This window comes from Embleya sp. NPDC050493 (genome assembly GCF_044458105.1).
Classification (GTDB): Bacteria; Actinomycetota; Actinomycetes; order Streptomycetales; family Streptomycetaceae; genus Embleya.
In genome coordinates, this window is sequence record NZ_JBITHP010000031.1 from 46,269 (window position 1) to 60,938 (window position 14,670).

Genomic DNA, 14,670 nt, shown 5'->3' on the forward strand with positions numbered 1-14,670 from the left:
GGGGCGCGGCCCTCGGGCGGGCTCGCGCGACCGTGATGGGCGCGCGTTTCGCCGTCACCCGGGCGTCGTGGCCCCGGACGCTGCTGATGGTTGTCGGCATCGGACTCGGGACCGCGTTACTTCTGCTGGCGTCCGCACTGCCCGGCATGCTGGACGCTCGCGAGCGGCGCGGCGCGGCGATCGTGGAAATCGCGAGCAGCCAGCTCACCGCCCCGGGCGAGAACACCCTCGTGATCGCCTACGCCAACACCGAATACCGCGACCGGGACGTACGCGGCCGGCTGGTGCGTGCCGAAGGGTCGCGGCCCCCGGTGCCACCGGGGCTGCGGGCGCTGCCCGGACCGGGCGAGATGGCCGCCTCGCCCGCGCTGGCGCGGCTGCTGGAACGGCCTGATGGCGCGCTGCTTCGCGAGCGCCTGCCGTACCGGGTGGTGGCGACCATCGGCGACGACGGGCTGATCGGCCCGACCGACCTCTCCTACTACGCGGGCAGCGCGACGCTGACCGTCGACGACGGTTCGCGCGTCGACGGCTTCGGCACGGCACGGGTGTCCGCTCGGCTCGGTCCGGTGCTGACGCTGCTCGCGGTGACCGCCCTGGTGGTGCTGCTGACGCCGGTGGCGGTGTTCGTGGCGGTCGCGTCGCGATTCGGCGCGGACGCACGCGAGCGGCGGCTCGCGGCCCTGCGCCTGGTCGGCGCCGACCTGCCCACCACCAGGTGGATCGCGGCCGGGGAGGCCCTCGCGGCGGCGGCAGGCGGCCTGACCGCGGGCCTGGCATTGTTTCTGCTGGGCCGCCGGGTGATCGGCTCGGTGGAACTGTGGCGGCTGAGCGTGTTCCCCGCCGACGTGCGGCCCACCCCCGGGCTCGCAGCACTGGTCGTGGCGGCTGTGCCCCTGATAGCGGTGGCGGTGACCCGGGCGGGCCTGCGTAGGGTCGTGATCGAGCCCCTGGGTGTGGTGCGCCGGGCCCCGCGCCCGCCCCGGCGCGGGTGGCGGATCGTGCCCGGTCTCACCGGCGCCGCGCTGCTACTCACCCTGATGAACGGCGGCGGCACCCGCGGCGGCAGCCTGGCGCCCTGGCTCGCCGCCGCCGGGATCGTACTCGTGCTCGTCGGCCTCACCGCGCTGCTGCCGGGGGGCGTGGCCGCGGTTGCGGCCCGGGGCGGGCGCGGCCCGTTGCCCTGGCTGATGGCCCGGCGCCGACTGGCCGCCGACGCAACGGGCTCGACGCGGCTGGTCGGCGGCGTGACCGTCGCGGTGGCCGGTGCCATCGCGGTGCAGATGCTGCTGGCCGGCCTCGCCGGCACCTTCACCACGCGAACCGGCCAGAACCCGGACCGCGCCGACCTGTTCGTGAGTACGAAGGGCGATCCGGCCGGTGCCACCGCGCTCGCCACGACCGCCGGTGTACGCTCCGCGTTCACATTCACCGCAACGTCCGCGCGCGTGCGCGGGGCGGCCGGGGGCGGCGAGATACCACTGGTCGTCGGCACGTGCACGGCACTTCGCGAACTCGCCGCAGTGGGCGCGTGCGTGCCGGGTGACGTGTTCACCGTGGCGTCGCCGTACGGGGAAACGCGGGTCGGGCCGGGCAGCGTGGTGGAGCTGACCATGACCGGTCGCGACGGCCCGGTGGCGTGGACCGTGCCGCGGTCGGCCACCGAGGTCGCCGCCGCGGCCGATCCGGTGCGCCAGTCGCGATACGGGCTGTTCCTGACGCCGGAGGTGTTGGGGATCGCCGGCCGGTCGGCGGCGGGACGGCTGATCGCCTTCGTGCGCCTGGACCCCAACCGCGACGACGCCGCCGACCGGGTGCGCAACACGGCCGCCCGGATCGACCCGTTGGCGTCGATCCTTCCCGTGACCGCGACCACCGAGGACCGCATGTTCGCGAACATCCGCCGTGGGCTCCTCGCCGGGGCAACACTGACGCTGGGCCTGGTCGCCGCAGGCATGCTCGTGTCGTCGCTAGAGCAGATGCGGGAACGACGGCGCCCGTTGGCAGCGCTGGCCGCGCTCGGCACGCCGCGCCGCACCATGGCACTGTCGCTATTGGCCCAGGCCGCAGTGCCGATGGTGTTGGGACTGGCTCTCGCGCTGGCCGGGGGCCTCGGGCTCGGGTCGCTCCTGCTGGCCGTCTTCGACGAACGCCCGCGCCTGGACCCGGGATTCATCGCATCGGTAACCGCCGTAGGCGGCGCCGCAGTCATGGCGGTGACGGTGCTGGGCCTGCCAGCTCTGTGGCGACTGATGCGACCCGAGGGGCTGCGCATGGAGTGAGTGCCGACGGCGGGCCGAATGCTGACGTCCCGCCAGGAGGTGGACGCGGCACGGGAATCGGGGCGTGACCCGGGCACCGTGGCGCCGCCCAATACCTGGCGGGCCGTCAGGCGCCGTTCGTCGCCGGGCCCAGCCGGCCGGAGGACAACAGGCCAAGCGGCGCCTCAGCCGGCCGTGAGGTGTCGGCGAACCGGTCGCGGGCCAGTGCGTGACCGCCTCCAAGCCCCGAGCCCGGCAAACAGGTGGCCCGCGCGCCCGGGACGGCGGCGAGGTCGCCGACGCGAGCGGGGCCAGGCCCGGCCCGGGTGGTTGAGGCCGAGATCCACCTGTCCGCACCGCCGACGATCGCCAGAAGCGGCCCCGGACCCCGGCAGGCGCGCCCTGACATCGGAGGCGGGTTCCAGAGTGCCGCAGCGACATGACGGGTGCGGACGTTCCTTGGGAAAGCGGCTCCGCGCGCCACGAAGAGCGACAAAACCGCGTCCACTGCGAGCCTGCGATGTGGCCACGGTGAGCGCAGGTGAGCGGGGACGCGCACGGATGAACTCCACGCACGCGGATTTTCGACCCTGCACGCGGATTCTGCGCCCCGTCGCATCGGGCGCGCTCCCGCGACGGGCTGCCCGGCGTGTCCATTTTTGTAGGCTTCGGACACTAGTGGCTACTCCGCCACTCTCAGGCGTCCGCATCCACATCCCCGCAGGTCACGGCGTGTCCGGGGATACTCGCAGCATGTTCGATCCGATACCGGTACTCTGCCGGTGGGCAAAAGCGGAACACCCGCCGACACCCAACCGGGCCGTTAGCTCAATTGGCAGAGCAGCGGACTTTTAATCCGCGGGTTCAGGGTTCGATCCCCTGACGGCCCACCGTGCTTGATGGCTTTGCCGCTGGTCGACCGCCTGTGGGCGGTGGGTCGGGCCTGCGTATCCGGCTCGCCCGACCGATGTGTACGGATGGCTGTGGGCGGCCGTCGGGTGTTCGGTCTCTCGTGATGCGGCAGTGGGGCGACCCGTGCGCAGAGGGCCTTCGGGTTCGATGGCACAGCCGAACATCCCTGCACAGCATGCGAGTTCGACCTTACGGCGGCCGGTGGGGCGGAATCGGGTCTCGAGTCGGCGGCGTCAGGCCCCGTGTCGGCGGCCGTCCCGTGTGCCGAGGCCGGGAGTGTCAGGCCCAGGGGGCGGATCAGGTCGGGGATTTCGGTGCGGTAGGTCCGGCCCGGGTCGGCGGTCCGGGCACGCAGGTGGCGTAGATCTCCAGGGACACCGAGCCGTGCAGGCGGCCCCATATCCGGTGGGCGAGCGCGACCGTCGGCGGCGGCAGGTCGGGGGACCGCGCGTGGGCCGGGCCGACCAGGGTCGGGTCGAAGTCGGTCCAGTCGTACACAGCGGCCGACTGCGATCCTCGGCGGACGGCCGCGCGGCCGTGACCAGACCGGTGAGCCGGGCGCAGGACCGATCCCAGCCTCGACCGCAGCCTCGCCCCGACTGATCCGCAGACCCCGGTCGGCGAGCCGAAGTGCTCGACGCGCCCGCTGGCCAACGCAGACGAGCGCTGGGCCCCGACCACCCGGTCGGGGCCCAGCGGCTGCACACGCCTCGTCATGCTCGGCTCACACCAGAGCGTCCACCTTTACCGCGGGTCCGTCCGACCCGCCTACCGCGTCCGACCCGTTCGCCTCCGTCGACTCCGTCGGCTCCGTGGCGTCCTTCGCCTGCCGCCCCGGCAGGAGTTGCACCAGGGCTGCGACCGCCGCGCAGAAGGCGGTGAGCAGCCACAGGCCGTTCACGAACGCGTCGCCGAAGGTGTCGGCCGTCGGGGCGTCGCCCAGCGTGTCGTAGAAGACGATGCCGACCAGGGCCACCCCGAGTGCGCCGCCCACCTGCTGGACCGTGGAGAGCAGACCCGCGGCCGAACCGGCGTGCCCGGCCTTGATCCCGGCCAGTACCGTCGCCGCCATCGGACCCATCACCAGGCCCATGCCGAACCCGGTCAGCGCAAGCCCGGGGATCAGTGCCAACGTCGCGTGGGTGGCGGACAGCGTCTCCACCAGCACCACGTGCCCCAGGCCCTGCACCAGCGCGCCCACGGCCAGCACCTGTCGGCCCAGCTTCGCCGCGATCTGCCCCGAGATCGCCGAGGACAGGAAGTACCCGACTCCCAGCGCGATGAACAGCAGCCCCGAGTCGAGCGCCGACATGCCGTGACCCAACTGCAGGTAGAGCGCCAGGATCAGGAAGAAGGCCGCGTTCACCAGGCCGTACACCAGCGCCATCGTGATGCCGACCGAGAACGGCCGCTCGCGGAAGAGCACCGGGTCCACCAGCGGCGCACCGCCCAGCCGGCGCTGGTACAGCGTGAACGCGCCGAGCAGCAGCGGAGCGACCCCGAGGGACAACCACGTCCACAGCGGCCAGCCCTGCTCGCGGCCCTGGACCAGCGGCAACACCACGGCGACCAGGCCGAGCGTGATCAGCGCGGTACCCACCAGGTCGAGCCGGGTACTGCCCTCACCCCGGCTTTCCGGCACCAGCCGCGGGGTCAGCGCCAGGGCGACCAGGCCGACCGGGACGTTGATCCAGTAGATGCTGCGCCAGTCGAGCCCGAACAGGTCGGCCTGGATCAGCGCGCCGCCGATGAGCTGACCGAAGACTCCCGCGAAGCCCATCGCGAGTCCGTACGCGGTGAACGCCTTGACTCGCTGCCCGCCGACGTACAGCACGTTGATGATCCCGAGCACCTGCGGCATCAACAGCGCCGCCGCCGCGCCCTGCAGGACCCGGGCGGTGATCAGCATCTCCGCGTTCCCGGCCAGCCCACAACCCGCGGAGGCGAGGGTGAACAGCCCCAGGCCGATCGCGAACACCCGCCGCCTGCCGTAGATGTCCCCGAGCCGGCCGGCCGTGATCAGTCCGGCGGCGACCGCGAGGCCGAAGCCCGCGACCACCCATTGGATCGCGGCCGGAGTCGCGTGCAGATCCTCCTGGGTGGCCGGAATGGCAACGTTGACGATGAAGAAGTCCAGCGTGGTGATGAAGATTCCGGCGAGCAGAACCAGCAGCGCACCCCACGACTGCCGGGGCGTCGATGCCTCTGCTGCGGGAGCCGTGGCCGTCGTGGCGGCGGACATGGATGTTCCTTCCGTTCCGGGCGAACGCGCCGAACGGCGCGCGAGGGGGCGGTACACGAGAACGAGGGGGGCGGTACACGACAAGTCGAGGCGTGAGAGCCGTCGAGACGCGAGACCGGTAGAGACGCGAGAGACCGGTCGAGACGCGAGAGCCGTCCAGGCGCGAGAGCCGTCGAGACGCAAGAGTTCTCAAGGCGCGCAACGGGGTCGAGCGGCGCAGGAAGAGGCCCGCGCAACGACGCGAAATCCGGGAGGAGCAGGAAGAGAAAGAGAGAGAAGAGAAGAGAAGAGAAGAGACGAGAAGAGAAGAGAAGGAAGAAGGAGGGCGCGAAACGCGTCACCGCGAGGACACCGGGGGCCGGACGCTAGCGTGGCCCGGCCCCGAATCCGTCGAGCGGCTATCTCACCGGGTCACAGACCGGCCGGAACCTTGTCCAGGAAGCCGCTGACCAGGGCGATCCGGCCGTCCTCGGCGACCTGGATCACGTCGAAGCCGACCGCGATGGCCTCCTCGCCCGCCGGGCCGAGGTTCCACGTGAAACGTGCGGTGTCGTGGTGGCCGTCGACCGCGCCGCCGAGCGTGAAGACGAGCCCCGCGAACTGCCCCTGCACCGCGCCCAGCGTGGCGTCGATCGCGTCGTGGCCCTCGGCCGCCACCAGCGGGTCGACGTAACGGGCGTCCTCGGTGTAGACCTCTTCGACCAGCTTGCGGCGCGCGGCCGGGTCGGCCTCGTTCCAGGTGGCGATGTAGCGCTCGGCCAGGGCGGTGAAGTCGATGTTCGTGGTCATGGTGACCGTCCTTGTGTTTCCTCCGGGCTTCCGGCTGTTCCGGCGAGCTCCGTTGCCCATGAACTTACGGAGCCCCGTACCGACGGGAATCAGTCCCGCATAGGTACTTTGGCGCAGGAGAGATCAGTACCGACGGTCAGTACGGGGGTCGACGCCGGCGTCGGCACCGAGGATCGGCACCAGGAATCGGCACCGAGGATCGACATCGAGGCCGACCCCAAAAACCAAGTCCGACCCGAAGACCGACCCCAGAGCTCCGACCCCGAGGACCAGCACAAAGAACAGGCACGAAGGACCAGCACGAAATACCAGCACCAGAGATCGACACCGGAAGATCGGTGGGCATGGGGGACGGCAAGGCATGTTGTACGGACGAGACACCGAACTCGGAACCATCGAGCGCCTGCTCGCCGATGCCCGGGACGGCCGCAGCGGCGTGCTCGTCGTGCGCGGCGAACCCGGCATCGGCAAGACCGCGCTCCTGGATCACGTGCTCGCCGGCACGGACATGCGCACGATCCGGGGCACCGGGGTCGAGTACGAGGCCGAACTCCCCTACGCCGGGCTGAGCCTGCTGCTCCGCCCGGCGCTGGGACACCTGGACCGGCTGCCCGACCCGCAGCGGCAGGCCCTGGCGGCTGCCTTCGGGCTCGCCGCGGGCGAGCGCTCCGAGCCGATGTTCGTCGGCCTCGCGGTGTTGTCGTTGTTGTCCGAGTACGCCGGCGACGGACCGCTCCTGTGCGTCGTGGACGACGCGCAGTGGCTGGACCGGGCCTCCCGCGACGCACTCGTGTTCGCCGCCCGCCGGTTGTACGCCGAGGGCATCGCGCTGATCTTCGCCGCCCGCGAGGACCGGCACGCCTTCCCGGTTCAGGGCCTGCCCGAACTGTCGTTGGCGGCGCTCCGGCCCGAGCACGCGAGCGCGCTCCTCGACGAGCACGCCCGGGACATGTCCGCGACCACCCGCTACCGCGTGCTCGTCGAGTCCCGGGGCAACCCGCTCGCCCTGATCGAACTGCCGGTCTCGCTCGCGGGCGAACGGTCCGGCGACACCCTGCGTCCGGGCGCCCTGCCGCTCACCAGTCGGCTTCGGATCGCCTTTCACGGCCAGATCACCCGGCTCGACGAGCGGACCAGGATGTTGTTGCTGTTGGCCGCGAGCGACGACTCCGGCGAGTTGGGCATCCTGCTCCGGGCCGGTGCCGGGTTCGGCGCAGGTCCCGCGGATCTGGCCGCCGCGGAGGAGGCGTCGCTGATCGTCGTCGAGGACGACCGGCTGCGCTTTCGGCACCCGCTGATCCGGGCCGCGGTCCAGCAGGGCGCGCCGATCGACCGCCGGCTCGCCGCACACCGCGCGCTGGCCGACGCGTTCGACGCTCCCGACCACGCGGATCGGCGCGCCTGGCATCTGGCCGCCGCCGCGACCGGCGTCGACGAGCCGGCCGCGACCGCCCTGGAGAGCACCGGCGAACGGGCTCGCGAGCGCAGCGGCCACCTCGCCGCCGCGCTGGCCTACGAGAAGGCCGCGCGGCTGAGCGAGGACGTCGGGGCGCGCACCCGCCGCCTCGTACTCGCCGCCGAAGCCGCCTCCGAGGCGGGCGAGTTGGACCGGGCCCGCACCTTCGCCGAGCGGGCCCAGTCGACCGCGACCGACGACGCGATCCGGGCCCGGTTGCTGCATGTGCGCGCGCTGTCCGACTTCTGGCAGGGCGGGTTCGTCAACGCGCACGAGTTGTTGCTTCGGGGTGCCGCGCTCACCGCCGCCGGCCGACCCGAACGCGCGGCGCGCATGCTGCTCCAGTCCATGCACACCGCGTGGTACCTGGGTGAGGCCGAACTCGCTTCCACCATGCGGGAGTTGGCCGCGCTGGAGCTGCCGCCGACGGCCTCGGTGACCCCGGTCGTCGAGTTCATGATCGCCGCATTCCCGCCGAAGCCGGACCCCGCGCACTCGGGCACCGAGAACCCCGACTCCGCGCACCCGGGCACCGAGAACCCGGGCACCGAGAACCCCGACGCCGAACACGCGGGCACCGAAAGCCCCGACGCCGAGCACGCGCCGAACGAACATCCTGCGAACGAACACTCGGCCGCCGAGCGCCCGAACCTGGGCGACCTGATCCGAGTCGCGCCCCGAACCGGCAACGAAGAACAGCGCGACCTGCTGCTGGCCTGCGGCGTCGGACTGGCCCTGGGCCAGGACGTGGACGCGCACCACATCGCGTCGCTGTTCGCCCGCGACAGCCGACTGCACGGAGGGATCGGCCGGTTGCCGACGATCCTGTTCTTCGTGGCCGAGGCGGAGATCTTCGAGAGCCGCCACACCGACGCGTTGGCCACCGCGTCCGAGGGCCTGCGGATCGCGCAGGACAGTGGGCAGCAGCAGTGGATCAGCCAGTTCGAGAGCGTACTGGCCTACCTGGCGGGCATCGCGGGCGACGAGGAGGCCGCCCATCGGCACGCCGACGCGGCACTGGCCGGCGGCGTGGGCAGCGCGATGCCGGCCGGCGCGCCGTGGTCCGCGTGGGCACTGGGGCTGCTGGATCTGGGCCTGGGTCGCCCCGAGTCGGCGCTGAACCGGCTGGAGCGGCTGGCCCGGGAGCCGCTGCGGCATCACATCAGCGCGACCCGCTCGATCCCCGACCTGGTCGAGGCGGCGGTCCGCTTCGGCGCCCCCGAACGGGCGCGGGAGCCGCTGGCCCGCTTCGAGCAGTGGGCCGGGCGGGCCGAGCAACGCTGGGCCGACGCGCTGGTGTTGCGCTGCCACGCGCTGTTGGCGAACGACGACGCGGCCGAGGAGTTGTGGCTCGCCGCGCTGGCCCGACACGAGAGCGAGCGCCGGCCGCTGGAGCGCGCCCGGACCGGACTGCTGTACGGGGAGTGGCTGCGTCGACTGCGCCGCAAGACCGACGCGCGCGACCGGCTGCGCACCGCGCTGGAGGAGTTCGACCGCCTCGACGCCCGGTCCTGGGCGGATCGTGCCCGTACCGAGTTGGGCGCGATCGGCGGCAGCGCGACGCCCCAGGGCCCGCAGCCCGCCGGTGTGCTCGCGCTGCTCACCCCGCAGGAGCTACAGATCACCCGGCTCGCGGCGCAAGGGCTGTCCAACCGGGACATCGCGGCCCAGCTGTTCCTCAGCCCGCGCACGGTCGGCCATCACCTCTACAAGGCCTATCCCAAGCTCGGCATCGTCTCGCGCACCGAACTGACCGCGATCCCGGAACTGGCCGCGCTCACCGGTTGACCCGAAACCACCCCTGTCCCCGAACCACGAACCACCACCGAACCCCGGACCACGACCCGCCACCGCCCCCGGACCCCCGGCGTTCCCCTGACCACGACCCGCCGCCGAGCCCCGAACCGCCGGCGATCCCCGACCACGAAGGACCACCGACCCCCGAACCCCCGCCGAACCCCCAACCACGAACCACGAACCACACCCCCCCCGAACCCCCGCCGATCCCGGGACCCCGACGCGCCCCCGAACCCCCGCCCCACAACCCGTGAACCACGATCGCCACCCCCGATCACCGCCGCCGCCCGGCGGCCGGCGGCCGGCGATCAGCCCCCGACGCCGATCCGCGCAGGCCGATTCCACTCCGCCGCGACCCCGCGCAGCACCGGGTGCTCGGCTCCCCCGCCGGCACGGATGTGCTCGTACAGCGTGCGCAGCACATCCGCGCCGTCGGCCGCCCACAACTGTTCGGCGACGCGCGTCAGGGAGAAGTGGTACCACCCGAAGTTGATCGCTCCCTGCTCGAACGAGCGCTCCATATCCTCGAGTTCGCGAATCGGAGTGACCTCGACCGGCAACTCGTCCACGGTCGCGGTGAAGGCCCGCAGCGCGGGCAGCAGTTCCGGCTCCACTTCCTGCGTGTAGCCGACCATCGCGAGATTCGCGTGCAGCTCGGCGATCCACATGCCCGGGTAGGCGGGCCAGGCCTGATCCTGGAACAGGTGGGTGAGTTCGTGCACGGCCACCAGGTCGAAGTACGGCCGCAACGCGGGCGGCTCCCCGTACTCGGCGCGGAGCACCGCGGCGGCGCGCGCACCCAGGTGCGGCCGGATCGCCGCGAGCAGCTCGGTGCCGAACCACCCGTCGTCGGCGGCCACCCGCAGATGGTCCTCCGCTCCCTGAGGCGTGCCGTAGAGCGGTACCGTCGCCACGCCGTCCCAGTCTGCGGCATCCGCCACGGACAACCGGATGCGCGGCGCGAATCCCAGCCGTTCGGTCAACCACGCGGCGGCACGGTCGACGCGCTCCGCAACGAACGCGGCTCGCTCCCGCGCGCCCTGGCTGTATCGGACCGTACAGCCGAAACCGTCGAGTGTCGCCAACGCCGTCACGCATACCTCCGGGTGGGTTCGGCGGCCACCATAGGCACAGCGATCCCACCCCCGCCCGGATTTCCGCACCCCTGAAACGATCTTGCCAATCCGTCGGCCGAATCACCCCACCACCCGGCCACCAAACCACCTCGCCAGCCCGCACGATCCGCGCACCGAACCCGTCAGGCAACCGAGCCCGCCGACCCACCGAACCTCTCGACCGACCGAACCCCCGGCCAACCAAACCCGCCGGCCAACCACCCCAAGACCAGCAATCCCGAGGCAACCAACCACCCCAAGACCGGCAATCCCGAGACCAGCAACCCCGAGACCAGCAACCCCCTCAGGGCTTCCAGAGCAGATCCCGCCCCGAAGCCCCGAGCGCCCGCTCGAACGCGGTCGCCCCCTCCGGCACCGCCACCGGCACCGCGAAGCCGTCGTACTCGCGGTACATCTCCGCATACCTCGCCACGATGCCCTCGACCGCCTCGCCCAGCTCCACCGACGCCCGGTAGTCCTGCCCGGTCGCCCGGGCCACGTCCCAGCCGTGCAGGGTCAGCTCCAGGAGCAACATCGCGGCGATCTCCGTCGCGGGCATCATCCCGCCGCCGCCGAAGTCGATCTCGCCCTCCCACACGGCCGGCTCCGCCCATGCCGCCACTCCGCGCCGCAGTTGCGCGCCGTACGCGTCGGCCCAGTCCGGCTCGGCCACGAAGTCGCGTGTGGTCAGCTCCTCGGGCAGTGCCGTGCGCCGCGCCCGGTGCTCCAGGCCGTGCGAGGTGTAGACGATCCAGTGGTTGAGCAGCGCCCGGGTGTCGTATTCGGGACAGGGGGTCGGTCCGGCGATCTGCTCGGGCGCAACGCCGTGGGCGAGCCGATCGGCCTCGGCGGAGGCTTCGACGAAGAGGTGGTGAATGTTCATGGACACGACGCTATGCGGCCCACCGAAACCGGTCTTGAACAAACGCGACAGGCCCCGGACCGGCCGCGCCACAGGACGCATCGGGCCATGTCACAGGCACCGTTTACGGTGGTTGTATGAGGCTTCCCTACCGCAATCGCGGGGTGCTGCGCGCGGCCGTAGCGCCCGGCGCCTGGGACCTGAGCCTGTACGAGCCGGCCACCGATCTGGCGCCCTACGTCGACTACCACTGGATCGTGCGCTGGGACCTGCGCGGGCGATCGCCCTACCGGCAGAAGGTGCTCTCCCACCCGAACGTGCACTTGGTCTTCGAGCAGCCGCACCCGGCGGTGTACGGAGTGGTGCGGGACGTGTTCGAGCGCGAGCTGAGCGGCGCGGGCCATGTCTTCGGGATCCGATTCCGGGCCGGCGGCTTCCGGCCGTTCCTGGCCGGCCCGGTGGCCGAGCTCACCGACCGGGTGCTGCCCGCCGCCGACCTGTTCGGCCCGGGCGTGCCGGCCGTGGGCGAACGGGTGCTCGGCACCGTCGACGAGTCCGACCGGGTCGCCGTCGTGGAGTCCTGGCTGCGCGGCGCGCTGCCCGCACCGGCCGACACCCCGTCCGGCATCGACCCGACGATCGCCGAGGTGGCCGCGATCGTCGAGCGCATCACCACGAATCCGAACCTGTTCCGGGTCGACGACCTGGCCCGGGAGGTCGGCGTCCCGGTCCGCCGGCTCCAGCGGCTGTTCGCCGAATACGTGGGGGTCGGCCCCAAGTGGGTGCTCCGCCGGGCCCGCCTCCAGGAGGTCGCCGAGCGCGCCGAGCACGGCGACGGCATCGACTGGGCGGCGCTGGCCGCCGATCTGGGCTACGCCGACCAGGCCCACCTGACCCGCGATTTCACCGCCGCGGTGGGCACCGCACCGGGCCGCTACGCCAGAACCTGAGCCCCCGCGGACCCCGGTCCCCTCCGCGGGATCCGCACACGACCCCGCCCGGTCCGCCGGACGAGAACCCACCCCGCACGCTCCCCGAACCCTTCCCGAATCCTCCCCGCACGCTCCCCGAATCCTCCCCGCACCCACCCCGCACCCTTCCCGAATCCTCCCCGCGCCCACCCCGCACCCTTCCCGAACCCTGCCCGCACCGCCCCGCACCCACCCCGAACCCTCCCCGCACGGCACGCGCACCCACCGCACACCCTCCTCGCCCGGGCCCCGACCGTCCGCGCGCCGAAAATGCAATCCTTGACGGGTGCCCACCACGCTCGTCGAAACCCAATTCCATGCCGTCCTGAGCGCGTCCGACGACGCCCTGGAGGACACGATCGACCTCGGCGCGTCCCTGCTCGCGGCCTCCGCCGCCGACTGGCCGCAGATCTCGCGCGCGGTGCTCGCGCTGTACGACCGCACCGCGGACGGTTGCTGGCGACGCGGCTGGCAACCCGCCGACGTGGTCCGCGCGGTCACCCGCGAGCTGGGCGAACGCCACGCCCCGATCGCCGCCGACCTGGTCGCCGCCCAGGCCCGCAGCCACCCGGGCACCGGCCGCCGCTGGACCGCCCAGCTGCGCGACTTGGACGCGAGCACCCCGTGGTGGAGCTCGGACGACGCCTACCTCACCGAGTTGGGCGCCCGGGAGAACCTGGACCGCTTCGGCACCGCCGCACGCGTGCTCGAACTGCTCCGCTCGATCGCCCGCCTGCCCGCCATCGAGCCGCTCGCCGCCGCGTCCTTCCAGGAGCCGGCCCGCAAGCAGCCCGCGACCGGCGCACCCCGCCAACTCGGCCGGGTGCGTGCCCTGCTCGCCAAGGCCGAGTCGAGCGAGTTCCCGGAGGAGGCCGAGGCGTTCACCGCCAAGGCACAGGAGCTGATGACCCGGCATCGGATCGACGAGGCGCTGCTGGGCGCGCAGGAGGGTTCGGGCCACGCGCCCGCCGCATGCCGAATCGGTGTGGACAACCCGTACGAGGGCGCGAAGGCACTGCTGCTGGACGCGGTCGCCGACGCCAACGGCTGCCAGGCGATCTGGTCGAGTTCGCTGGGCTTTTCCACCGTGGTCGGCTTCGATTCCGAACTGGACGCGGTCGAATTGCTCTACACCTCGCTCCTGGTGCAGGCCACCGCCGCGATGAACCGGGCCGGCTCGCGCTACCACGAGTCCGGCCGCTCCCGCCGGACCAAAACCTTCCGCCAGTCCTTCCTGATCGCCTACGCCGACCGGATCCGCGAGCGGCTCACCACCGCCAAGGAGGAGGCCGAGGCAAGCGCGAACGAGGCAGCGGAGAATCGCCTGCTGCCGGTCCTGGCCGCCCGCGACGTGGCGGTTCGGGAGACCACGGAGCGCATGTTCCCCACCAAGACCACACACCGCCTGCGCGGTCGCGACGCGGACGGGTGGCGGCACGGCCAGGCCGCCGCCGACCGGGCCGAACTGGGCCTGCGGGACAAGCTGGACCGCGGCGAGCCGGCCCGCCCATAGATCCACGACACCGAAACCCCACCCCGAAGGCATCGGGACCCGAAGCCGTCGGAACCGCGAAAAAGCGTCAGCGCGGCAACCAGTTCCCGCGCTGCGCCGGCACCGTCGAGGCACGCGGTCCACAGCGCCCCTCGGCGACCGCCCGGTGCGCCTGACGCGCCGTCATCCCCGGTCCCGCCAACGGCTCGACGTCCTCCAGGTGGAGCGGGTCGCCGCACACCGAGCAGACCACGGCCGGCTCCGCCTCGTGCCCCTCGGAGCCGCCGTGCCGGTAGACCACCGGCGGCCCGGTCTCGTCCGCGAGCCAGGTGTCCCCCCACTGGCCGATCGCGACGAGCACCGGAAAGAAATCGCGGCCCTTGGCGGTCAGTACGTACTCGTGTCGGGGGCGCCGCTCCTCGTACGGGACCCGGTCGAGCAGGCCCTCCTCGACCAGCCGATTCAGCCGCTGCGCCAGCACGTTGCGGCCGATGCCCAGGTTCTCCTGGAGGTCCTCGAACCGCCGGACCCCGTAGGACGCCTCCCGCAACACGAGCGGCGTCCAGCCGTCGCCGAACAACTCCAGGACGCGCGCGATGGAACACGGCCAGGTTCCGAACGAGGTCCGCTTCATGTCGCCACATTACTGAGCGGGGGGGGGGGGGGGAGCGCCCGCCCCCCCCCCCCGCCGCGGTTTTTTTTTAACGAGAGGTTAAGCCCGGTCGCTCCGCGCGGACACGGGGCGCGGACCCCGCGGGGGGGGGTGGCCCCCC

10 protein-coding genes and 1 tRNA gene are annotated in these 14,670 nt (G+C 72.5%); 5 read left to right on the forward strand and 6 right to left on the reverse strand.

All coding sequences use genetic code 11. From position 1 onward, the window contains the following. Positions 1-86 precede the first annotated feature (86 nt). Both ACIBM5_RS39070 and ACIBM5_RS39075 read left to right on the forward strand, forming a co-directional pair. A complete protein-coding gene (locus ACIBM5_RS39070) occupies positions 87-2,282 on the forward strand; it encodes an FtsX-like permease family protein (RefSeq protein WP_396011463.1) in 2,196 nt (731 codons plus the stop codon). Between the two features lie 796 nt (positions 2,283-3,078). Continuing rightward, positions 3,079-3,151, forward strand: a tRNA-Lys gene (locus tag ACIBM5_RS39075). 319 nt (positions 3,152-3,470) lie between these two features. Here the strand turns inward: ACIBM5_RS39075 and ACIBM5_RS39080 are convergent. From ACIBM5_RS39080 to ACIBM5_RS39090, 3 genes are all read right to left on the reverse strand, one after another. Further along, positions 3,471-3,671, reverse strand: coding sequence for a hypothetical protein (locus ACIBM5_RS39080; RefSeq protein ID WP_396011464.1), 201 nt, complete (start codon positions 3,669-3,671; stop codon positions 3,471-3,473). A 226-nt stretch (positions 3,672-3,897) separates the two neighbouring features. After that, on the reverse strand, positions 3,898-5,415 hold the full coding sequence (locus ACIBM5_RS39085) for an MFS transporter (RefSeq protein WP_396011465.1): 1,518 nt from the start codon (positions 5,413-5,415) through the stop codon (positions 3,898-3,900). A 411-nt stretch (positions 5,416-5,826) separates the two neighbouring features. Beyond that, the gene (locus ACIBM5_RS39090) at positions 5,827-6,204 is read right to left on the reverse strand and encodes a nuclear transport factor 2 family protein (RefSeq protein ID WP_396011466.1); all 378 of its coding nucleotides are present in this window, start codon (positions 6,202-6,204) and stop codon (positions 5,827-5,829) included. A gap of 361 nt (positions 6,205-6,565) precedes the next feature. On the opposite strand from ACIBM5_RS39090, the gene ACIBM5_RS39095 reads away from it, so the two are divergent. Beyond that, the gene (locus ACIBM5_RS39095; protein ID WP_396011467.1) at positions 6,566-9,448 is read left to right on the forward strand and encodes an AAA family ATPase; all 2,883 of its coding nucleotides are present in this window, start codon (positions 6,566-6,568) and stop codon (positions 9,446-9,448) included. A 317-nt stretch (positions 9,449-9,765) separates the two neighbouring features. Here ACIBM5_RS39095 and ACIBM5_RS39100 read toward each other — a convergent pair whose 3' ends face one another. Next, on the reverse strand, positions 9,766-10,551 hold the full coding sequence (locus ACIBM5_RS39100) for a hypothetical protein (protein WP_391589162.1): 786 nt from the start codon (positions 10,549-10,551) through the stop codon (positions 9,766-9,768). A 325-nt stretch (positions 10,552-10,876) separates the two neighbouring features. Beyond that, positions 10,877-11,455 carry a TIGR03086 family metal-binding protein gene (locus ACIBM5_RS39105; protein WP_396011468.1) on the reverse strand — a complete coding sequence of 193 codons (579 nt, stop codon included), beginning with the start codon at positions 11,453-11,455 and terminating at the stop codon, positions 10,877-10,879. Positions 11,456-11,571: 116 nt separating this feature from the next. On the opposite strand from ACIBM5_RS39105, the gene ACIBM5_RS39110 reads away from it, so the two are divergent. Next, positions 11,572-12,384 (forward strand): DUF6597 domain-containing transcriptional factor, encoded by an 813-nt coding sequence (locus ACIBM5_RS39110; RefSeq protein ID WP_396011469.1) that lies wholly within the window; start codon positions 11,572-11,574, stop codon positions 12,382-12,384. 307 nt (positions 12,385-12,691) lie between these two features. Continuing rightward, a complete protein-coding gene (locus ACIBM5_RS39115) occupies positions 12,692-13,918 on the forward strand; it encodes a DUF2786 domain-containing protein (RefSeq protein ID WP_396011470.1) in 1,227 nt (408 codons plus the stop codon). A 67-nt stretch (positions 13,919-13,985) separates the two neighbouring features. Here ACIBM5_RS39115 and ACIBM5_RS39120 read toward each other — a convergent pair whose 3' ends face one another. Further along, positions 13,986-14,531, reverse strand: a complete 546-nt coding sequence (locus ACIBM5_RS39120; RefSeq protein WP_391589166.1) for a winged helix-turn-helix transcriptional regulator — start codon at positions 14,529-14,531, stop codon at positions 13,986-13,988. Positions 14,532-14,670 lie beyond the last annotated feature (139 nt).

Excerpts from the sequence above, each read along its gene's own strand:
- ACIBM5_RS39070 (WP_396011463.1), top strand. The coding sequence starts at position 87 with ATGGTTGTCGGCATCGGACTCGGGACCGCGTTACTTCTGCTGGCGTCC.
- ACIBM5_RS39085 (WP_396011465.1), bottom strand. The coding sequence starts at position 5,415 with ATGTCCGCCGCCACGACGGCCACGGCTCCCGCAGCAGAGGCATCGACG.
- ACIBM5_RS39090 (WP_396011466.1), bottom strand. The coding sequence starts at position 6,204 with ATGACCACGAACATCGACTTCACCGCCCTGGCCGAGCGCTACATCGCC.
- ACIBM5_RS39095 (WP_396011467.1), top strand. The coding sequence starts at position 6,566 with ATGTTGTACGGACGAGACACCGAACTCGGAACCATCGAGCGCCTGCTC.
- ACIBM5_RS39105 (WP_396011468.1), bottom strand. The coding sequence starts at position 11,455 with ATGAACATTCACCACCTCTTCGTCGAAGCCTCCGCCGAGGCCGATCGG.
- ACIBM5_RS39110 (WP_396011469.1), top strand. The coding sequence starts at position 11,572 with ATGAGGCTTCCCTACCGCAATCGCGGGGTGCTGCGCGCGGCCGTAGCG.
- ACIBM5_RS39120 (WP_391589166.1), bottom strand. The coding sequence starts at position 14,531 with ATGAAGCGGACCTCGTTCGGAACCTGGCCGTGTTCCATCGCGCGCGTC.